Origin of the sequence: Singulisphaera chitinilytica, from assembly GCF_049331405.1 — a bacterium.
Taxonomy (GTDB): Bacteria; Planctomycetota; Planctomycetia; order Isosphaerales; family Isosphaeraceae; genus PoT.
The window spans coordinates 4,071,250-4,093,267 of record NZ_CP186274.1 but is presented as its reverse complement, the minus strand read 5'-3'; the positions used below and the strand labels follow the sequence as shown (position 1 = coordinate 4,093,267).

The window sequence follows — 22,018 nt, the reverse complement described above, 5'->3', positions numbered from 1 at the left end:
AGCATGGTCGGCTTGCATGTGCGGCCATGATGGTTACAATAATTGGCTTGCCTCGAAACGGTGGTCGCTACTTGACAGATGCGGCAATCGGCTTTACGCGAACCCGACCGGTGAGACTCGATCTAAGCACCCGTGGTCGGGTCCAAGAGCCGGAGGCGAGGGAGTGAGTGACAGTGCCCGAGATTATGACCACTGACGTGCGGACGCTCCTCGATCGTCAACCTTTCGACCAATCGGCCGTGGCCGACCTGCGTGAAGTCCTGGGACGAGACCCTTCACGATACCGCACGTTGCGAGACGCCGTGGCCGCCATGCGCGATCGCGAGAAAGCGTCGATGACGCCCGACATCCACCTCCGTCTCGGCGTTGGTGAGGTTCTGCTCGGTCGATATCCGAGCGGTTTCGAGCAGTTAAAGAAGGCAGGGGACCTCGGCCTCGCCCACTTCTACCGAGGGATTGCGCTCCAGAACCTCCAGCGCTGGGATGATGCCGCTGAAGCGTATGCAGCCGCGACGACCGCGGGCTACGACCAGAAGCAGTCGGAACTCCACCGCGCAGGTGCCTTGCGTCGGGCCGGGAAGGTCGAGGAGGCCCAGACCCTGCTGGATGGCCTCGAGAAGCTCGCCGGAAGCTCCGCCGAATACCACTATCAGCGAGGCAGTCTGCTCGCACTCGACGGCGAGCTGACCCATGCCGCCGTGGAATTCGAGAAGACCCTGAATCTCGACCGCGACCACACCGGCGCCCTTTTCGAACTCGCCTACATCAACGACCTCTACGGCAACGACGAGACGGCCGTCGAGTACTACAAGCGCTGCACCCAGCGCCCGCCCGTCCCCCTCGCCGCCCTGATCAATCTGGGCGTCCTGTACGAGGACGAGATGCGGTTCCGCGAGGCCGAGGCCTGCTATCGTCAGGTCCTGGCCTTCGACCCGAGCCACCCTCGCGCCCGGCTCTTCTTCAAGGATTGCCGCGCCAGCAAGGACATGTACTACGACGAGGAAGCGGAACGCGGCTTCACCGTGCTCCGTCAGCTCCTCGAGATCCCCGTGACCGACTTCGAACTGTCGGTCAGGAGCCGCAACTGCCTCCGGAAGATGAACATCCGGACGCTGGGCGACCTCACCCGAACCACCGAAGCTGCGCTCCTCGCGAGCAAGAACTTCGGCGAGACCTCCCTCTCCGAGATCAAGGAGATGATGGCCTCGAAGGGCCTGCGGCTGGGGATGGCCCTCGAAGGCGGCGAGCGGGCGGCCAATGACGCTCGGATGGAGCCGATCGAGGAGCTTTCGCAGGAAGAGAAGGCCCTGCTCGCCAAGCCGATCAGCGACCTGAACCTCTCCGTGCGTGCCCGCAAGTGCATGACCAAGCTCGGCATCCAGACCGTGGGCGAGCTCATCGTCCACACCGGCGACGAGCTGATGGAGTGCAAGAACTTCGGCGTGACGTCCTTGAACGAGGTCCGCGAGAAGCTGACCGAGTTCAACCTCAAGCTCAAGAACGAGTAAGTCTTTCGTTGTCACGCCCCGTCCATTTCCAGACGCTGTCCACCGACCCCGGCTCGCTCGCGAGGCGGGGTCGCTTGTTCACGCCCCACGGGGTCGTGGAAACCCCCGTATTCATGCCGGTCGGCACCCAGGCGACCGTCAAGGGGATCACTCCCGACCAGATCGAGGCGTCGGGCACCACGATGCTCTTGGCCAACACGTATCACCTCGCCCTGCGACCGGGCGAGGGGGTCGTGTCTGCGCTCGGGGGCCTGCATTCTTTCATGGGCTGGAACGGCCCGATCCTGACCGATTCCGGCGGTTTCCAGGTCTTCAGCCTGGCCGAGCGGTCGAAGATGACCGAGAAGGGGGTCGCCTTCCGTTCGCACATCGACGGCAGGTTGCTCGAGCTCACCCCCGAGAGCGCAATGGCGATCCAGCAGGCGCTGGGCGCCGACGTAGCGATGTGCTTCGACCATTGCCCCGCGCTGCCGGCGACGAAAGAGGTGATCGCCCAGGCGGTCGGGCGGACCGTCCGCTGGGCCAAACGCTGCAAGGATGCTCATTCGAGGCCCGACCAGGCCCTCTTCGGAATCGTGCAGGGCGGGAGCCACGCCGACCTCCGGGCCGAGTGCGCCGAGGCCCTCATCGACCTCGACTTCGAAGGTTATGCCGTCGGCGGGGTCAGCGTCGGAGAGAGCCGTGAGCAGGTCCGCGAGGCCCTCAACGCGAGCACGCATCTCCTGCCCAGCGACAAGCCTCGCTATTTGATGGGAGTCGGACGTCCCCAGGACATCCTCGACGCGGTCGCGACCGGGATCGACATGTTCGACTGCGTCTTGCCGACACGAAACGGCCGCAATGCCACATGCCTCACCGCGAAGGGGCCCGTCAAGCTCCGGAACGCGTCGCATCGGCTCGATCCAAGGCCGATCGAGGAAGGATGCGCCTGCTACGCATGCCGCAATTTCAGCCGTGCTTATCTCCGACACTTGTTCCTGGCCAAGGAGATGCTGGGGCCGATCCTGGCGTCGATCCACAACGTCTCGTACCTCCATCGCCTGACAAATCAGATTCGGGAAGCGATTACCGAGGGGCGATTCGTCCCCTTTAGGGCGGAAGTGCTTGAAGCACTAGGACCCTAGCGGTTAGAGTGCAGTTGCCCAGCGCGAGAATTAGTCAGGAAGTCTACATCCGCAGCGACGCGGCGGACTCTTGCGTGGCGGCCCCCCGCATCATTCACGGACCCCAGCAATGCCCGACCAGTTCCTCGACTTCCCCTTGATCTTCGCCCAGAACGCCCCCGCCGGAAACGGTGGGGCAGGTGCCGGCGGAGGCGGGCTGTTGAACATGCTCCCCTTCATCGCCATCATCGTGCTTTGGGGATACTTCTTGCTGTTCCGGCCCCAGCAGCAGCAGGAGAAGCGTCGACGGGAGATGCTGGGTGCCTTGAAGAAGAACGACCGGGTCGTGACTGCCGCCGGAATTTACGGCACTGTCGTCTCCATTGACCCCGACCAGGACAAGGTGGTCCTCAGGATCGACGACGACCGCGGCGTCAAAGTGGCCTTCACCAAGGCCGCCGTGGTCCGGATCCTCGACGCCGGCTCGGAGAAGACGGCGGAACCCGCCAAATAGGATGTGACTTCTTTCGCGTCCCGGAAGGGCGAGTGCTGGGACGCGTTTCGAAATCGATAGCGGGGCTCTTTTCCCATCCCATCCGGCTTTGCTGGCGGTAGGGGCACTTATTCAGTTAGGACTTCGCAATGTTAGCGCTCGGCTATATCTTTACCCTGGCGATCGTTCTCAGCGTCATTTATGCCGTCTACGGCCTTGCCGTCGGGAACAAGCTCCATCAGAAGTTCGGCATAATCCTGACGCTGACCTTCGCGGGTCTCCAGGCGATCGTGCCGCCGGCCGAGAAGCTGAAGCTGGGCATCGACCTGTCGGGCGGTACCATCCTCGTCTACGAGGCCTTCAAGGAGAACCTCTCGTCCAACTTCAACATGGACGAGTTGATCTCCGCCCTCAAGCATCGCGTCGACCCCGAGGGCATCAAGGAAATCCCGATCCGAAAAATCGGCAGCAACCGCCTCGAGATCATCCTCCCGGCCGATGAGGACGTCGAGGAGGTCAAACGCCTCCTCACCGACGTCGGTGCCCTCGAGTTCCGGATACTGGCCAACCGCAAGCATGACGAAGGGGTGATCGAGCGAGCCCTCGGCCCCAACGGCCGATCGCGTCCCCCTTCGCGCTACAAGTGGGCCCGCCTCGGCGAGGTCTCGACCGGCACCAACCCCAAGGTGGGCGACAAGTCGATCACCGACCCCGCGCAGGATTGGAAGAAGAACCTCTACGCCGGCAACGACGTCGAACTCACGGGCAAGGACTCCACGGGGACCGACCAGACCGTCAGCGCGAGGATCGAGCGGAACACCAACGACACCCTCTTCCTGACGGACGCGGTCCCGCTGAAGTCGATCACCTCCTATCGGGTCGACTACAACCCGAGTGGCATCCGGGGCGGCATCCCCAACGATCCTCGGCCGAGTGACCCGATCATCCGAGAAGACAAGATCTCCGAGGGAAAGACCGAGCGCTCGATCCTCTGCAACGTCGACCGCCAAGACGTGAACGGCAAGTACCTCGCGAAGGCTTATGCGACCCAGGACGAGCGACTCCAGCCGGCCGTCGGATTCATCTTCAAGCGGGAAGGGGCCCGGCGCTTCGGCCAGCTCACCGGCGAGCACCTCCCCGAAGAGGAAGGGGCCTTCAAGTATCAGCTCGCAATCTTGCTCGACAACCTCGTGATGTCGGCCCCCTCGATCAGCTCTCAGATCCGCGAGACGGGGATCATCGAAGGTGGTAGTCAGGGCTTCAAGGCGAAGGAAGTCGACTACCTCATCAAGATCCTCCAGGAAGGTAGCCTTCCCGCCAGCTTGAACCCGAACCCGCTCCAGGAAGAGAAGGTCGGCCCGACCCTCGGTGAAGACACGATCGCCAAGGGCGTCCGTGCCATCTGGGTGTCGATGCTCGTCGTCCCGATCTTCATGGTCATCTATTACAGGTTCGCGGGCGTCGTGGCGGTCATCGCCCTGATCCTGAACATGATCCTGCTGATCGGGTCGATGGCGTTCATGGAGTCGACCTTCTCGCTACCGGGCCTCGCGGGCCTCGCTCTGACCATCGGTATGGCGGTCGACGCGAACGTGCTCGTCTTCGAGCGTATGCGAGAAGAGAAGGAGCGTGGCGCCAGTCTCGCCCAGCAGATCCGCAACGGGTTCAACCGGGCGTGGGTGACGATCTTCGATTCGCACGTCACCAACTTGCTGTCGGGCATAGTGCTGTGGTGGGTGGGCACCGAGGAAGTCAAGGGCTTCGCCCTGACGATGATCATCGGCATGCTCTGGAACCTGTTCACCGCCGTCTTCGTCTCTCGCGTGATCTTCGAGTTCTGCTATCAGCGGAAGTGGATCAAGCAACTGACGATGATGAAGATGATGGACAAGACGAGCTACGACTTCGTCGGTCCTCGTTACTACTGCATGACGGCGTCGGTTATCATCATCGCCCTCGGACTCGGTGCGTTCTTCGTCCGAGGCCAGAGCATGTTTAACATCGATTTCACCGGCGGTACCCTGGCCACGATCCGGCTCAACGAGCAGGATCCGGAGGTCAAGAAGCTGTCCGAGTCCGAACGAGCCAGCTTCGTCAGGCAGCGGGCGAGCACCCTCCCCGACGTCACGGTCGAGAGCCTCAAGGTCGGCCAGGCTCAGACGTTCAATCGGTTCAATATCCGGACCACGAACGAGAAGCCCGACGAGGTTCGTGCCAAGATCCTCGAGGCCTTCGGCACCACCCTCGAACGCGTCACCATGACGTTCGGCGAGGGCAAGCCGATCCCCGCCGCGGCCAAGGAAGGCGACAAGGCCGTCGTGCAGGACCGCTTCGCCGGTGGTCGTCAGTATGAGCTGAAGCTGAACACGTTGACGTTCAATAGCTCGCAGCCTGCCGCCGAGGTCGTCTCCTCGATCTTCGCGAATCAGGTGCTGAAGGAAGACAAGATCGCCAATCCGACGGCCCGGTTCGAGATCGTGGCGCCTCCGGGGTCCAAGGCCAACAACACGCTCCTCCTCCGCACCGACCTCGAGCCTGAGGTCGCCGTGAAAGAGCTGACGACGTTGGCCTCGGCTCTCCAGAACAACCGCGACCTCCTCTTCGAGAGGATCACGTTCATCGGCGGTACCGTCGCCAGCGAGACCCAGACCCTGGCCTTGATCGCCACGGTCGCGAGCTGGTTGATCATCATCGCCTACCTCTGGCTGCGGTTTAAGTCGCTGACGTACGGCCTCGCGGCCGTCATCGCCGTCGTCCACGACGTGCTCGTCACGCTGGGTGCGGTGGCGGTCAGTTACTGGCTCGCAAACATCCCGGGGGTGAAAGAGGTCCTCTTGCTCGATCCGTTCAAGATCGACCTCCCGATGATCGCGGCCTTCCTCACCTTGATCGGTTTCTCGGTCAACGACACCATCGTCGTCTTCGACCGAATCCGCGAGATCAAGGGGAAGACCCCGGGCCTGACTGCGAAGATGATCAATGATGCCGTGAACCAGACCTTGAGCCGAACGATCCTCACGTCGTTCACCGCCTGGCTCGTGGTGCTCATCCTCTACGTCCTTGGTGGCGAAGGGCTCCACGGCTTCGCCTTCGCCCTCACCGTCGGTTTCTTGAGCGGTACCTATAGCACGATCTACATCGCGAGCCCGATCCTCATCGACTGGATAGGTTCGGAGAAGGGTGCTACACCTGCGAACGAGAAGGAACTGGCTGCGACCCGTTGATCGCTTCGTTCGCTGAATGATCGTCGAAGACCTGGACGGCGGCCGAGAGACACCTCTCGGCCGCCGTCTTTGTGTTTCAAAATCATCCATTCCCTTCCGCCTTCGCGACGATCATATCGAAAACCACGAAGGATGAGACCTGGCCGATCGACATGCAGAGACCCGCCCACTACAGTGTTTCCCATCCGGGACGATGGATCTGATCGTGAGGTGTTGCATCCAGGATCTAAGCCATGGCGAGGCCCGCTCGATTGGCATGCCCATCAGTCGCATGGTGGTATCACCACTCGTCCCCACAGATCCGTTGGTAATCAGGCATTTTCTTGTTCACATCCGACAAAATTGCAATCTTACGCGTTGATATCGAGCGATGAAGGGGGCAAGACTTGGACACCTGGCCTCAGACTTACGACCCGCTCCACGCCTGGCCGCTCTCGACGGCCGTCGCCGCGTTGCCGGTCTTCACCCTCTTCTTCGTGCTCCTCGTGTTCAAGGCCCGCGTCTGGGTCGCGGCGCTGGCCGGGGCGCTAATGGCGGTGTTGCTGGCCGCCCTGGTCTTCAGGATGCCGCCGAGCTTGGTGGGCGGGGCGTTCTTGCTCGGCGTCCAGTTCGGCCTGTGGAGGATCGCCTGGATCATCATCACATCGATCTTCCTCTATGAGATCGCCGTGGAGATGGGACAGTTCGAGGTGATGAAGGATTCGATCGCATCCCTCTCGGCCGATCGTCGGCTGCAACTGATCCTCGTCGCGTTCTGCTTCGGAGCCTTCCTGGAAGGGACTGGGGGCGGTGGGGCACCGGTGGCGATCGCCGGTTCGTTCCTGATCGGCCTGGGCTTCGAGCCGTTCCAGGCAGCCACGCTCTGCCTCGTGGCCAACACCGCGCCCGTCGCCTGGGGCGGAGTCGGCAACCCGATCCGCGTCCTGGCGGGCGTCACCGGCCTGCCCGAGGCGCAACTCAGCGCCATGACGGGGCGGATCCTGCCGCCGCTCTCAGCCCTGCTGCCGCTCTGGCTCGTGCGGAGTCTCGTCGGCTGGCGAGAGACCCTCGCCGTGTGGCCGGCCCTGGCCGTCTGCGGTCTCTCGTTCGCCATCACGCAGTTCTACTGGTCCAATTACCAGGAGTCGGGCCTGGTCGACGTCGTGGCCGCGCTCGTGTCGTTGCTGGTCATGGTCGCGTTCCTGAAGGTCTGGCGTCCGGCCACGATCCTGGGCCACGATCCCGCGATGGCCGGCGGTCGAACGCAGGCGCGTCACCACTCGATCTGGGCGGTGCTGAAGGGGTGGTCGCCGTTTCTGCTGGCCTCGCTCCTGATCTTCCTCGCGACCCATCCGAAAGTCGTCGCAGTGCTCAGCTTCCCGGCGTTGAAGCAGCCGATGCCCTGGTTGCATCGAGCCGTCCTGCGCATGCCTCCCGTCGTGCCAAAGCCAATTCCTGAAGACGCCTTCATCGACTTCAACCTGCTGACGCTCCCCGGCACCGCGGTCCTCGCCGGCGGCGTGATCTCCGCACTCGGGCTGGGGCTGTCGCCGATCCGGATTGCCCGGATCTTCTTCCGAACGGTCGCTCGCATGGCCGCTTCGCTCATGACGATCAGCTTCATGGTGGGGCTGGCCTTCGTGACGCGCTATTCGGGGATGGATACCGTCCTCGGCCTGAGCCTGACGCACACCGGGATGGCCTTCCCGTTCTTCGGCACGCTCCTGGGCTGGCTCGGCGTTGCGCTCACGGGGACGGACGCCGGCTCCAACGCCCTCTTCGGCAATCTTCAGAAGGTCACCGCCGAACGTCTGGGACTCTCGCCCGTCCTGATGGCCGCGGCGAACTCGAGTGGCGGAGTGATGGGCAAGATGATCGACGCTCAGTCGATCGTGGTGGCCGGCGCAGCGACGCAGCAGGTCGGCAACGAGGCGGCGATCTTCCGCGTCGTCATCAAGCACAGCCTCGCGCTTGTCGCCATCGTGGGCTTGATCGTGATGGCGTTCGCCTTCCTCGTGCCGGGTTGGATCCCGGCCGCGTCGAAGCCCTGAAGACCTCGGCTTCGTTGCTCGCGAAGAGTGTGATGAAGCGGAAAATATTGTGGCCGGCGAACCCCGAGCGAGGCTGCCGGCCGCAATTTGGGACAGAGCAAGGTCAGCAAGCGATCACTTCGACCGGGCCGCGATGAATGAACCGCGGACGAGGATCTGGTTCTTCTCATAGGACGAGTTCGGCATCAGGCAGGTCCGGACGCCGGGGCCCTTCGAGTAGAACTTGCGATAGATGTCGTTCATCCCTTGATAGTCTTTCATGTCGCGAAGATAGACCCAACCCGCCACGATGTCCTCGAGGTTCAGGCCGGCGGCCTGTAGGATATCGGTATGATGCTTGGCCATCGTGTTGACCTGTTCCTCCAGGCCGGAGGTCACGGCCTCTCCCTCGTTCTTGAAGCCGGGCATGCCGGAGAGATAGAGCGTGTTCCCCGCCCAGACTGCGGGGCTCGCCGTGACGGCCGCCTCGACCGGGCCGGGCTTGAATCCTTCGGGACACACGACTTTGCGTCCCGCCAGGTCGGTCGTCGCGATGCAGGTGATCTCGACGTGGGAGCCGCCCGGGATCCAGTCGACGAACACCGTGGCGCAGGCCGGCTCGTTGCCCTTCTCGAAGAACTCGGCGTAGACCTTCTTGGTCACTTCGAGATTCTCATACTTGTCGAGGAAGACGTGACTCATCGCCACATTCTTGAAATCCAGGCCGGCTGCCTTCAGGGTCGTCTCGACGTTGCGCAAGGTCTGGCGGACCTGCTCCTCGAAGGTGGCGGGGTGTGTGCCGTCGGGGAGTTGGTCGCCTTTGCCCGAGATGTAGAGCGTATCGCCGGCGAGGATGCCCGGTGAGTACGGGAAGTTCGGGGGCGGGGTACCGATCGGCTTCCGCTCGGCGAGGTCGCTGTAGGCGATGCAAGTGACCTCGACGCGGGACTCGCCCGGCACCTGGGGCACTCCCAGCGTCGTCCTGGCGGGCGGGTTGTTGGGGAAGAACTTGGCATAGACCTTGTTGAACTCGGGGAACTGCTCGTGGTCCTCGAGATAGACGAACGACTTGACCACGTGTTGCATGTCGAGCCCGGCAACCTGGAGCGTCTTGCGGACCTCGTTCAGGCAATTCTCGACCTTCTCGGGGAAGGGGGCATTGGGCCTGTAATCCCCCTTGCCGGCGACGTAGAGGGTCTTGCCGATCTGGACGCCGGGGGCAAAGAGCCCCTTGGGCCGCTCGCCGTTCGGGGTGATGAACTTCTTGGCGGGAGCTTCTCCCAGGACCGGCTGGGCGGAACTCAGTGCGAGGAAGACCGGCGCGAGGACGATCAGGCGGACTCTGCTCATAGCTCCCTTCCCTTTCCTGCCAGTTGCAGTTCTCTCGATGGTCCCATAACAACGACGGCGCGAGTGTATCAGAGCGCATAACGGGGTTCTATCATCGGCCGTCGCGAGACTTGATTTGGCCGCACCGCTGGCTCAAGATGTCTGCGGGAGGATTCGACGCATCAACCGACCGGGCCTTACCGATGGGAAATCACGATGACGCTCCCAGCCGCCTTCCTCCTCCTCCTCGCCAACTTCGTCGGCCAGCAGCCGTCTTACACGCTGCTCCTGAAGGGCGGCCACGTCATCGACCCCAAGAATCATCGCAACGGCGTCTTTGACGTCGCCATCAAGGACGGCAAGATCGCCGCGGTGGCGGCCTCGATCGACCCCGCGAATGCAGCCAAGACCGTCGACGTCTCCGGGCATTACGTCACGCCAGGGCTCGTCGATATCCATGTTCACGTCTTTGCAGGACCCGGAGAGCGGAATTCCTACGTCGGCGGGCAGAGCGTCGCCCCCGACGGCTTCACGCTTCGCGCGGGCGTGACGGCCGTGGCCGACGCCGGGTGCGCCGGCTGGCGCGACTTCGAGGAGTTCAAGTCCAGGATCATCGATCGTTCGCGCACTCATGTCTTCGCATTCATCAACATCGTCGGCCACGGCATGCGGGGCCGGCGGTTCGAACGCGACCTCGCGGACATGGAGGCCAGGCCGACCGCCGAGATGGCCTTGAAGCACAAGGGCCTGATCGTCGGCGTGAAGACGGCCCACTACCCGGGGCCCGAGTTCACACCCGTCGAGCGGGCGGTCGAGGCCGGCACGCTGGCGGATATCCCCGTCATGGTCGACTTCGGTCGTGCCTCGCCGCAGCGGACGCTCGCGGAGTTGCTCGCGAAGAAGCTTCGGGCGGGTGACATCTACACCCACGTCTATTCGGGCCTCCGAGGCGAACTCACGCCCGCGGGAACCGCCAATCCCGCACTCTACGAGGGGCGAAGGCGTGGGATCATCTTCGACGTGGGACACGGCGGGACCAGCTTCGCCTGGCGCGTGGGCGTGCCGATCGTCAAGGAAGGGTTCCTGCCAGACACGATCTCGACCGATCTCCACATCACGAGCGCCAACGGCGGCATGAAGGACATGCTCAACGTCATGAGCAAGTTCCTCGCCCTGGATATGCCGCTCGAAGACATCATCCTCCGCTCAACCTGGAACCCCGCCAAGGCGATCCGGCAGGAGCAACTCGGCCACCTCTCCGTCGGCGCCCCCGCCGATATCGCCGTCCTCAACCTCGAGAACGGAAAATTTGGATTCATGGATGGGTACGGTGCCTTGTTGCGCGGCGACAAGAAGCTCACCTGCGAGATGACCATCCTCGGAGGGAAAGTCGTCTACGAGCTCAACGGCCTCTCGCGGCCGGACTGGCAGACCTTGCCCAAGGATTACCGCAACACCGGCGACCGGAGCTGGGACGGCTCTCGCGAATCGCTCTCCGACTACCTCCGGCGGACGCTCTCCACCATCGTCCTGCGCTGATCGACTGCGACGTCACCCACGCGTATTCGCCCCAATTCCTCTCCACCGACCTGCTCGTTTCGCGCCGATCCATCAGTTCTCGAAGTCGGCGCGATCTCCGATCCGATCCACCTCTCGACACGCGCAACTCACCTTGCACTGGAGCCCGCGATGGAACCGATCCGGACCAAGCGACGAAGATTCCTGAGCCTACTCGCTGGAATTCCCGGCCTGCATATGATCGTCGGCGATCGAGAGGCCTCGGCCGTCGAGGCGGTACTGTCGTCGGCGTTGCCCGGCCGCGACGTCGTCCAGGAACTCGGGGTCCGCAGTTTCATCAATGCCGCGGGAACCTTCACGATGATGACCGGCTCGCTGATGCGACCGGGCGTCATGGAGGCCATGCAACTGGCCTCGAAGAAGTACGTCATGCTCGACGAGTTGCACGCGGCCGTGGGCAAGCGGATCGCGGAGTTGGTCCATGCCCCGGCCGCGCTCGTAACGGCCGGCTGCGCCTCGGCCATGTGCCTGGGGACGGCCGCCTGCATCACCGGCTCCGACAAGCAGAAGATGAGCCAGATCCCGGAGATGAAGGGGCTCAAGAACGAAGTCCTCGTCCAGAAGACACATCGGGTGGGCTACGACCACGCAATCCGGAACACGGGCGCGACGATGATCGAGGTCGAGACCCGCGAGGAACTCGAGAAGGCGATCAACGAGCGGACGGCGATGATGTTCTTCCTGAACTTCGCCGACCCGCTGGGCAAGATCCATCACGAAGAATTCGTCGAGATCGCGAAGAAGCACAACATCCCGACTTTGATCGACGCCGCCGCCGACGTCCCCCCCGCGGAGAACCTCTGGAGGTTCACCAAGATGGGCTTCGACCTCGTCGCCGTCTCGGGCGGCAAGGGGATCCGTGGGCCTCAATCGACGGGTTTGCTCCTGGGTCGGAAAGACCTGATCGCCGCCGCCAAGCTCAATACCAGCCCCAATGGCGACACCGTCGGCCGCACGAACAAGGTGAACAAGGAGGAAATCATCGGGATGCTGGTCGCCCTCGAGGGATTCCTCAAGGAGGACCACGAGGCCGTCTGGAAAGATTGGGAGAAGCGCTGTCAGATCATCGCCGACGCCCTCAAGACTTATCCTGATGTGAAAACCGAAGTTTTCGTCCCCGAGATCGCCAACGCCGTCCCGCATCTCCGAATCGACTGGGATGAGAAGGCCAGGAAGTTGACCCCGTCACAGGTTGTTCAGAAGCTCCGCGAGGGTACGCCCAGCATCGAAGTCGGGCCCAACTCGAGCCGTCGCCTCTCCATCGGCGTCTGGATGATGGAGCCTGGCGAGGATGCGATCGTCGCCCAGCGCCTGAGCGCCATCTTCGCCGGTGCGTGATCTCTGGTAGGGCATTGTCGACGTGGAATAGCCAGGCTCGAGGACTTGCGAGCCTGGCTATTCGGGACATCCGGTCTAAAACGCATGAGCGATCTTAGACCCTGTGATCAGAGACGCTTCTCGATCTCGGCACGAGGCGTCGGGGGCTTGTTCGGGAGCATCTCCATCCACTTGAAGAAGTCGGCCTTGATGGGGTCGGTCCAGGGGACGTCGATCTGGCCGGGCGTGTAGATCCCTTCTCGGAGTCGAAGGTGGCCGAACTCGTCCTTAAGGCGGACGACCTCGGAACTGAGGACGACCTCCTCGGCGAGCACGGGTGGGATCACGATGACCCCCTCGCGACGGGCGAGGATCACGTCGCCGGGGAGAACCGTCAACTGGCCGATCCGGATCGGGCGATTGATCGAATGCATGACCATGTTCTTCATGAACGAGGGATCCCAGCCTCGGACGAAGGCGTTGAAGCCCTCGATAGCCGCGAGCCCGTCGATGTCACGCGCACCTGCGTCGAAGACGACTCCCGTGTTCGACTTGGCGTAGATCGCATTGCCCAGGTTGTCGCCGATCAAGGTGCCATCGGCAACCTTGCCGAAGCCGTCGGCGATATACACGTCCCCTTTCTGGAGCATGTCGATCGGCCAGGAGTTGGTCGGCCCGATCCGGCCCTCGGCCTTGCCTAGCTGCGTGACCTTCTCGACGAAGTCGGGCCGGGCCGGCAGATAGGCGGCCGTGAGGGCTCGACCGACGAACGGTTGATTAGGCCGGAGCATCTGCCAACCGCTCGCGAATTGGTTTTCGTAGCCTTTGACGCGCAGGACTTCCCAGGCCTCCTCGATCGAGACCGACTTCATTCGCGCAAGGAGTTCGTCGCTCACCCTGGGTCGCCCATCCTTGGAGCGTTCCCCTTTCCAGGATGAGGTGACTGCGAACACGTCCGCCTTCGATGCGGCAGTCCCGCTCGGCGTCTCCTGGGCTTCGGCCACTCGACACGTCGACAGGCAGAGTCCGCCTAATAGGGCAACCGCTACCCGGTATCGTCCCCATCCTCGAACCTGGGCGAAAGGCATGATCGATGCTCCGAACCTTGATGTCGAGACATGAAAACCAAGGCATGACCTCAGGAACTCACGGCCGATGGGTCGTGGCGAGGCCATGAGGAACGCATTTCTAATGGGAATCGGCCGCGCATACAGAAATGCAATGGCCGAGGCGTCCCGAGTGTACACGTCGGGAAGGGAATTGAAAGCGGTTCGTGCTCGGGCGTGTTCACCGATCTCGCAAGACCTGGCCGCCGAAGATTCGATGGATCACGCCTCCCGACGCAACGAGCAGGGCACCTTCCTCGTCGATGCCCCGTCCTACGCCTTGAAGGATGCGGCTGCCGAGGTTGATCCGCACGGCCTTGTCGCGAAGTCCGTCGAGGGCTTCCCAGCGTCCGGATAACGCCGAATCGTCGCGACTCAGGCGGCCCAGGGCTTCGGACAATTTGGTGAGGATCGGCTCGATCAGATCGCCCAGATCCGCAAAGGGAAGTGGTGTCGAAGCGAGTTCGGCCACCGAGACAGCCATTTTGCGGACTTCGTCCGGCGCCCCATCGAAGTGGGTGAAGACATTGATGCCAAGGCCCACGACGAGTCGAGGCCCCTGCGGCGTCTCGACTCGCTCGGGGAGCAGCCCGCCAAGCTTGCGGCCGGACGCCTCGATGTCATTGGGCCAGCGGATCTCGAGTCCATGATTAATCCCGAGAGGGGCGAGCGTCTCGATGACGGCCACCGACGTGGCCAGGGCGATCCGAGGCTCATGCCGACGCTCGAGACCCAGCGCGGCCGGGTCGAAACCCACTGTGAATGTCAGGCTCCCCTCGTCCGACCACCAGACATGATCGCCTCGACCTCGCCCGCGAGTCTGGCGTTTGGTCCAGACGACGACGGGGAGGGGGCCTCGAGGATCGGACACGATCTCCTTCGCCAGGTCGTTGGTCGACTCGACGCTTTCGCGATACACCCACGTCCCGGCGAACGATTCCAGCATGGTCGACACTTCCAGCCCGGTCGGTCGGCGGCCCTCATGCGAGGGGAGAAGGCCGCCGAGCCGGCTGATGGATGAAGGTTTGCAAGATATCCAGAATTATTGGGGCGTCAACTTGATGAGGAGTTCGCCCGTCTGCACCTGCTGGCCGACCGCGGTGAGGACCTCCGCGACGCGGCCGGGCCGCTCGGCGTACAGGGTCGTTTCCATCTTCATGGCCTCGATGGAGAGGAGCTTCTGGCCCTTGCGGACGGCGTCGCCAACATGCACTGCGACCCCGACCACGAGTCCTGGCAAGGGAGAGCCGATCTGATTCGGGTCGCTCGGGTCGGCCTTGGCGACCTCGCGGACGGCCGACGCGAGCGAGCGGTCGATGATCTCGACCTCGCGAGGTTGGCCATTGAGCTCGAAGAAGACCGTGCGCCTGCCGTCGGCGTGGGGCTCGCCCACGGCGAGGAGCTTGACGATCAACGTCTTGCCCGGCTCGATCTCGACGGGGTATTCCTTCGCGGCATCAGGCCCGAAGAAGAAGATCGGGGTTGGCAGGATCGACGTGTCGGAATACGACCGCTGATGGGAGGCGAGATCTGGGAAGACGCGAGGGTAGATCAGGAGGCTGAGGGCGTCGCGCACCGTCGCCGGGCGTCCGAGTAAGGCGGCCGCCTTCTCCCGGGCGGCTGCGATGTCGGCCGGCGGAAGGTTCGCACCGGGCCGGTCAGTGCTCGCCGGTCGCCCCTTGAGCACGCGTTCCTGTAGGGCTGCCGGGAAGCCTCCAGGGGGCTGGCCGAGGCGGCCTTCGAAGAGTTCGACGACACTCTCCGGGAAGGCGAGTTCGCGTTCGGGATCGAGCGTGTCGCTGGGGACGAGGTTATTGGCGACGAGGAAGAGGGCCATGTCGCCGACGACCTTGGAGCTGGGCGTCACCTTGACGATGTCGCCGAAGAGGATGTTGACGTCGGCGTAGGCCTTGCAGACCTCCGGCCAGCGCGACTCCAGGCCCAGGGCCTTGGCCTGCTGGAGCAGGTTCGTGTATTGACCGCCCGGCATCTCGTAGGCGTAGACCTCGGCCGAGGGGGCGAGGAGGCCCGCCTCGAACGGGGCGTACATCGCCCGGACTTCCTCCCAGTATCGGCTCAGCTCGATCAGAGCGGCCGGCTCGACTTCGGTCTCGCGCGGGGTGAACCGCAGCGATTCGACCAGGGCGTTGAGGCTCGCCTGCGAGGTCAGGCCGGACATCGAGGCGATGGCACCGTCGGCCACGTCGAGCCCGACCTCGGCCCCCTTGATCACGCTGGCGGCCTGGGCCCCGCCGATATCGTGCGTGTGGAAGTGGATCGGTATCCCGACCTCTTCGCGGAGTGCCTTGATCAACCTCTCGGCCGCGAACGGCTTGCAGAGCCCGGCCATGTCCTTGATGGCGATGAAGTTCGCACCGCGCTTCTCGAGTTCCTTCGCCATTGAGACGTAGTAGCCGAGGTTGTACTTGGGCCTGGCGGGGTTGAGGATGTCGCCCGTGTAGCAGATGGCGGCCTCGCAGAGCCCGCCCGCCTCTCGGACGGCGTCGAGGGCCACCTGCATGTTCGGTATCCAGTTCAGGGCGTCGAAGACCCGGAAGAGATCGATCCCGGCCGAGGCCGATTCCTTGACGAACTCCCGCACGAGGTTGTCGGGATAGCTCGTGTAGCCGACGGCATTCGAGCCCCGAAGGAGCATCTGAAACAGGATATTGGGGATCTTTTCCCGGAGCTGGGTCAGGCGATCCCAGGGGTCTTCCTTGAGGAAGCGCATCGAGGTGTCGAAGGTGGCACCGCCCCACATCTCGATCGAGAACATCTTGGGACAGATGCGGGCATAAGCATCGGCCACCCTGAGCATGTCCCGGGTGCGGAGCCGGGTGGCCAGCAACGACTGGTGGGCATCCCGGAAGGTGGTGTCGGTGAGGAGCAGGGGGGTATGCTCGCGGACCCACTGGGAAAACTTCTCGGGGCCCATCTCCTTGAAGCGCTGGCGGGAGCCGGGCACCGGCTCGGCGGTCGCATCGAACGGGGGCGGGACCGGCTCGGTCAGGCCAATTTCTGCGGAAGGCCGGGTGACCCCCGGGAAGCCGTTGACCGTGACCTCGGCCGCGAAGGTGAGGATCTTGGTGGCCCGATCCTGCCTGAGCGGGAATCGGAACAGGTCCGGCGTTTCGTCGATGAACCGGGTCGTGCAGCGTCCTTCGAGGAAGTCCGGATGATCGATGACGTTCAGGAGGAATGGGATATTCGTCTTCACGCCGCGGATGCGGAATTCTTGCAGAGCCCGCTCCATCCGCTTCACGGCGTCGATGAAGCGCCTGCCGCTAGCGGAGACTTTGACCAGGAGCGAATCATAAAAGGGAGTAACGATCCCGCCCGTGATGCCCGGGCCGCCATCGAGCCGCAGACCGAGGCCGCCCGCCGAGCGATAGTGCGTGATGCGGCCGTAGTCGGGCGTAAACTTGTTGGCCGGATCCTCGGTCGTCACGCGGCACTGGAAGGCGAAGCCCTGCGTCTGCACCGAGCCTTGATCCGGGATCCCGATCTCAGGGTCTGAGAGCGACGCCCCCTGGGCGATCAAGATCTGGCTCTTCACGAGGTCGATGCCCGTCACCATCTCGGTGACGGTGTGCTCGACCTGGATGCGCGGGTTCACCTCGATGAAGTAGAACTTCCCGGTCTCGTCGTCGAGGAGGAACTCGACAGTCCCCGCGTTGTCATACCTGACGTGCCGGCCGATCTTCACGGCAGCGTCGCAGATTGCCGTGCGGATGGCCGGGTCGAGGTTGTACGCCGGGGCGATCTCGATGACCTTCTGGTGTCGACGCTGGACCGAGCAGTCGCGCTCGTAGAGATGGACGAGGTTGCCAAGGCTGTCGCCGAGGAGTTGCACCTCGATGTGCTTGGCCTTGCGGATGAACTTCTCGAGGAAGACGTCCGGCACGCCGAAGGCCGTCCCGGCCTCGCGCCTGGCCTGGTCGACGGCCGTGTCGAGGGCATCGGCAGTCTCGACGACCCTCATACCTCTGCCGCCGCCCCCCATCGAGGCCTTGACGATCACGGGGTATCCCAGCGTCTCGGCGACCCCCTGCGCATCCGCCCCCGGAAGGACCGGGTGAGGGCTTCCCGAGAGGATCGGCACGCCCGCCTCGTCGGCGATCTTGCGGGCCGCGACCTTGTCGCCGAGGAGGTCGAGGATTTCGGGGCGAGGGCCGACGAACTTGATCCCGGCCTCGGCGCAGGCTCGGGCGAAGTCGGAGTTCTCGGAGAGGAACCCATAGCCCGGGTGGATCGCGTCGACCTTCTTCTCGCGAGCCAGGGCGATGATCGCCTCGATGTTCAAATAGCTGCGGATGGGCTCGCCCTGCTTCCCGACCTGATAGGCCTCGTCGGCCTTGAGCCGATGGATGGCGAATCGGTCCTCGTGGGAGTAGATCGCAACCGTCCTTATGCCGAGCTCGTGAGCCGAACGACAGACCCGGATGGCGATCTCGCCACGATTGGCCACCAGCAGCTTGCGAATCTCGAGCATCGAACCATCCCGGGCATGGAGGTCAATAGGTTTGACCCGAAAACCATCGAGTCGACCGAATTAGCGGAGAGTTCCTGTCTATTTTCCGCCCGCCACGCCCCGTTGCAACAAAAAGTCGGCCAGGGAGTTAGGCGGACGGATGCGCGCATCGGGTATGTCGCAGGAGCGGTCGAGGGGCCTCGCATGGCCCTCGAGTGCGCGCGTACCAAGACTCTATCACGGACTCGAGTGTACGTCCGGAAACGAACGGATCAAGCCGCCGGGGCCGAGTTCGTGCGTTATGGAGCTTATTCGGCTTCCACCACCGGGTTTTCAAGGGTACCGATGCCCTCGATGGTGGCCTTGAGCGTGTCGCCCGGCTTGAGGTACGTCTCCTTGGCCGAACCAACCCCCGAAAGCGTACCCGTCGAGATGATGTCGCCCGGCTCCAGCGTGACGAACTGCGAGACGAAAGACACGATCGCCGCGACGGGGAAGATCATCTGGCCGGTCGAGCCGTCCTGCTTGACCTCGTCGTTGACCGTGAGCTTGATCTTGAATGCCTGCGGGTCGTCGACCGACGATGCGCTAAGGACGCAGGGGCCCATCGGGCAGAAGGTGTCGTGCCACTTGCCATGCAGCCAGTCGAAGAACCGGTCGCGTTCGCGCATCTTCCGGTCGGGGTTCGGCTTGAACTTACGGTCGGTGACGTCGTTGACGACCGTGTAGCCGGCGACATACGAGAGCGCGTCTTCCTCGCTCACGTCGCGGCAGGTCTTCCCGATCACCACGCCGAGCTCGCACTCCCAGTCGATGTGGTCAGGGGAGCAGGCCGGCAGGACGACCGGGTCGCCCGGATGCGTGAGGGTCGTCGTGGGCTTCATGAAGACATAAGGGAATGTCTCCTTGCGCTCAACGCTCACCCCTCCGCGCTCGACGATGTGCTCGGCGTAGTTGCCGGCGAGCAGGAGGATCTTCCCGGGCTTCTCGATCGGCACGAGGACCTGGACGTCGGAGGTTGGGATCGCCAGCTCGTCGAGCGTCTCCGCGTCGAGATCCTGAATCCATCTCGCAAGTTCGCGGATGACATGGAACGAGGCCCCGTCGGGGGGCAGGAGGTCCAGGAGGTTTTCGGTGGTGGGCAGGAGCAGTTCAACCTGGAGCGCTTCGCTGTATGCCTCGGCCGCCTGGTCGATCGGGATGACCCGCTCTTCCGTGTAGAACCCGACCAGGATCATGTCGTCGAGGCTGAATCGGCAAAGTCGCATGCTCGAACCTCCTGCTTGTTCCACGCATTCAACGCCGCGGCCGGCCGTGGTCGCACGAGACGGTCGTCAATGTCCTCGGATTTCGAGGCGAGTTACCTTAACGCGACGCAGCATCCCTCCACAACGTTCGCGTCAAATATTAGGGGTGAGGCTGACACAAGTGATTGGGGAAGCTATGCCAATCCAGTTCGCGAATTGCCTTGGACCTCGCTCGTCTTACGAGGCGGCGGTTCGGCCCCCTCGCCAGCGTCGCGGGATTCGAGACATTTCTTGCTCACCGGCAAAGCTCAAGAGCTTCGACTCGCCCGCAGGCTCGCCTCGAGCGCATCGAGCCGGGCTTCCAGCTCGTCGAGAGCTTCCTGCGAGAGCGTCAGGTTGCCGAAACGGACGCGGTAGAAGGCATCCACCACGAGCCGAGGGACTTCGGAGACGACCTCGGTGTTCGAGCCTTGACGCGAGAGGAGCAGGGAGGCACGCCGCGCGAACTCGGACTGGGTCTCGGCCGGGGGACGTTCGAGCCCGAGGTCGGCGAGCATCGTCATCAGCCTGCGATAGAAGACGACTCCGGCGCCGAACGTGTCACTGTCGACATTCGGGCCGCGATACCAGCGCAAAAGTCTCAGCACGAGTTGCCGCAGGAGATGGATGATCCCCGCCAGCAGCAGGAGTGCCACGAAGGAGACGATGAATCCACGGATGCTGATAAACTGCCCGAAATTCTTGAAGTGGAGCAGATTCGCCAGGGCGGGTCGGATCGTGTCTCCCATCATGGCGAAGCCGCTCTTGGCCGAGGCGACCAGTTCCTGGATCGGCTCGTAGACGAGTCGGCTTTGCCTGTCGGCGTTGTATCCGACGACGAAGAATACCCAGATATAACGAATGAGGTCGGTGATCTGGCGGAAGTTGCTGTTGATGCCCCCCACCTTGGCGATCGACTCCCGGCGTTCGAGACCCGGGGTCGGGTCGAGGGTGAGCCAGATCGGCAGGGTCGAGGAGTTGACGTTCCGGTCGCCGAGATAGACCTCGACCCAGCTATGGGCGAACTTCTGGCGCACGTTCATGACCTTCGTCAGGGCGTTCCAGTCCCCCCCCTTGAAGCCGTTGACCATCCGCGCGGGGATGTTGACGGAGCGGAGCAGGAGGGTGAGCGCCGAGGCGTAATACTCGCAGTGCCCTTCCTTGCGATTGATCAGGAAGTCCTCGACCGGGTCGAGACTCGGATCGATCGTCGACATCCGCAAGGTGTACGTGAACTCTCCCGAGTTCGCGAAGTACTTCTCGAGGGCGCGGGCCCTCGCCTCGACGTCGGATTCGGGGATGTTCTCGAGCAAGGGTTTGGCGATGGCCGAGAATCGCGTCTTCAGATCTTCGGGCATCCGCCGATACGCGGCGAGTCGCTCCGGCGAAGGGGGCTCTTCGCCGTACTGCAGGGGCTTAGCAGGAAGGTCCGAGTATAGCTCGTAGTCGAATGTGCCTCCGCGGGAGTCAGGGCGAGAGAAGGTGCCATCGATGGCATTCAACTCGGGCTCCTGGCGCTGGTTCGCCGTGGCTTTGAGGACGGGGCGAAGGCCGAAGAGGACCGGCGAGTCGTTGGACTCGAGCTTGATGATCTGGCGGACGAAGGGCCTCTGCTCCAACTCGCTGTCGGAGTATTTCGGGAGGTAGCCGTTGGCCCGATCCTGCCGATGCCAGCGGCCCTTCTCATAATTCGCCATCGTCACACCACGCCAGAGGAGTTCCTCGGTGGGAAGATAGGGCGCCCCGTTCTGGTCCTCGAGCTCCACGCTCATCACGACGCTGTCGTTCTCGAGGATCTCCCCGAGCTGACCGAGCTGAACCTCCTCATCGAAGCCGGTAAGATGCTTCGCCATGGGCTCCGAGCCTCGCGTCGCTCGGCCCGCCTGGCCACTTCTCGGCATGGCGAGGAAGATCACGCCGCCGAGTGCCAGCGTCAGCAGGAGGACGCGGAGCGCCGAGAAGACGAAGGGGAAGTCGAGTAGCCCGGGATACGGGTCTTTCGCCTCGTCCTCGCTCGCGTCTCCCGGCTCATTCTTCACCGGGAGCGGCCGGAGAACGACGCCGGCGACACCTTCGGGCTCTTGCACGCTGGAATTGAGCAGGGTCGTCGCCCCGTGTCGCAGGGCATCGCGATGAAGCGAGAAGAGCGCCAGGACCCAAAGCGAGAGGAAGGCCCAGATGAACAGGATCATCCCCAGCCGATCGCTCTGGCTGATGACCGCCCCGACCAAAACCTGCATCAGGCCGAGCAGGAACAGGAACCAGTCATCCTGAGGTGTCTTGACCAGGAAGATTTTGATGAGTTGCAGGTAGACCAGGAAGTGGGCGAGCGCCATCAATAGCTGCGACGGGTCGAGCGTGTACTCGAGGAAAACGAGCCCGATCGACGCGAGCCCGAGGGCGTTGGCCGACGGGCGAGACAAACTAAGCTTGGCGTTTCGGTCGACGGTGAGGAAGGCGAGAGCCCCCGCGCAGGCGACCCCCACCGGGAACAGGAAGGCGAATCGGTTGTCGGTCACGTCCGCGCTCATGGTGAGCGTGGCGAAGAAGAGCATGAGGTAGAAGCTGGCTCGATACAGGCTGGCGAAATTCAT

At 63.4% G+C, this 22,018-nt stretch carries 13 protein-coding genes; 7 read left to right on the top strand and 6 right to left on the bottom strand.

From position 1 onward, the window contains the following. The first annotated feature begins 173 nt into the window (after positions 1-173). The 5 genes from ACOYYX_RS16440 (at position 174) to ACOYYX_RS16420 (ending at position 8,358) form a co-directional block, all read left to right on the top strand. The gene (locus tag ACOYYX_RS16440; RefSeq protein WP_422930994.1) at positions 174-1,508 is read left to right on the top strand and encodes a DNA-directed RNA polymerase subunit alpha C-terminal domain-containing protein; all 1,335 of its coding nucleotides are present in this window, start codon (positions 174-176) and stop codon (positions 1,506-1,508) included. 8 nt (positions 1,509-1,516) lie between these two features. Beyond that, positions 1,517-2,632, top strand: a complete 1,116-nt coding sequence (tgt, locus tag ACOYYX_RS16435) for a tRNA guanosine(34) transglycosylase Tgt (protein ID WP_422930993.1) — start codon at positions 1,517-1,519, stop codon at positions 2,630-2,632. Positions 2,633-2,741: 109 nt separating this feature from the next. Beyond that, on the top strand, positions 2,742-3,125 hold the full coding sequence (yajC, locus tag ACOYYX_RS16430; protein ID WP_422930992.1) for a preprotein translocase subunit YajC: 384 nt from the start codon (positions 2,742-2,744) through the stop codon (positions 3,123-3,125). A 128-nt stretch (positions 3,126-3,253) separates the two neighbouring features. After that, complete coding sequence (gene secD, locus ACOYYX_RS16425; RefSeq protein ID WP_422930991.1) at positions 3,254-6,328, top strand: protein translocase subunit SecD; 3,075 nt, start codon at positions 3,254-3,256, stop codon at positions 6,326-6,328. A 386-nt stretch (positions 6,329-6,714) separates the two neighbouring features. After that, on the top strand, positions 6,715-8,358 hold the full coding sequence (locus tag ACOYYX_RS16420; RefSeq protein ID WP_422930990.1) for an L-lactate permease: 1,644 nt from the start codon (positions 6,715-6,717) through the stop codon (positions 8,356-8,358). Positions 8,359-8,472: 114 nt separating this feature from the next. On the opposite strand, the gene ACOYYX_RS16415 is transcribed toward ACOYYX_RS16420, so the two are convergent. Beyond that, positions 8,473-9,687 carry a RidA family protein gene (locus ACOYYX_RS16415; RefSeq protein WP_422930989.1) on the bottom strand — a complete coding sequence of 405 codons (1,215 nt, stop codon included), beginning with the start codon at positions 9,685-9,687 and terminating at the stop codon, positions 8,473-8,475. 195 nt (positions 9,688-9,882) lie between these two features. Here ACOYYX_RS16415 and ACOYYX_RS16410 point away from each other — a divergent pair, with 195 nt between their 5' ends. Both ACOYYX_RS16410 and ACOYYX_RS16405 read left to right on the top strand, forming a co-directional pair. After that, positions 9,883-11,205, top strand: coding sequence for an amidohydrolase/deacetylase family metallohydrolase (locus tag ACOYYX_RS16410; RefSeq protein WP_422930988.1), 1,323 nt, complete (start codon positions 9,883-9,885; stop codon positions 11,203-11,205). Positions 11,206-11,355: 150 nt separating this feature from the next. Continuing rightward, positions 11,356-12,582, top strand: a complete 1,227-nt coding sequence (locus ACOYYX_RS16405; protein ID WP_422930987.1) for an aminotransferase class V-fold PLP-dependent enzyme — start codon at positions 11,356-11,358, stop codon at positions 12,580-12,582. Between the two features lie 107 nt (positions 12,583-12,689). Here ACOYYX_RS16405 and ACOYYX_RS16400 read toward each other — a convergent pair whose 3' ends face one another. The 5 genes from ACOYYX_RS16400 to ACOYYX_RS16380 all read right to left on the bottom strand — a co-directional run bounded on the left by ACOYYX_RS16400 (position 12,690) and on the right by ACOYYX_RS16380 (position 22,018). Then, on the bottom strand, positions 12,690-13,457 hold the full coding sequence (locus ACOYYX_RS16400) for an RraA family protein (RefSeq protein WP_422930986.1): 768 nt from the start codon (positions 13,455-13,457) through the stop codon (positions 12,690-12,692). 391 nt (positions 13,458-13,848) lie between these two features. Next, the gene (locus ACOYYX_RS16395; RefSeq protein ID WP_422930985.1) at positions 13,849-14,613 is read right to left on the bottom strand and encodes a biotin--[acetyl-CoA-carboxylase] ligase; all 765 of its coding nucleotides are present in this window, start codon (positions 14,611-14,613) and stop codon (positions 13,849-13,851) included. Positions 14,614-14,709: 96 nt separating this feature from the next. Next, entirely contained in the window at positions 14,710-18,159 is a 3,450-nt protein-coding gene (locus ACOYYX_RS16390; protein WP_422930984.1) for a pyruvate carboxylase, read from the bottom strand. Positions 18,160-18,446: 287 nt separating this feature from the next. Further along, the gene (locus ACOYYX_RS16385) at positions 18,447-19,406 is read right to left on the bottom strand and encodes a fumarylacetoacetate hydrolase family protein (protein ID WP_422930983.1); all 960 of its coding nucleotides are present in this window, start codon (positions 19,404-19,406) and stop codon (positions 18,447-18,449) included. Between the two features lie 287 nt (positions 19,407-19,693). After that, on the bottom strand, positions 19,694-22,018 hold the full coding sequence (locus ACOYYX_RS16380; RefSeq protein ID WP_422930982.1) for a transglutaminase TgpA family protein: 2,325 nt from the start codon (positions 22,016-22,018) through the stop codon (positions 19,694-19,696).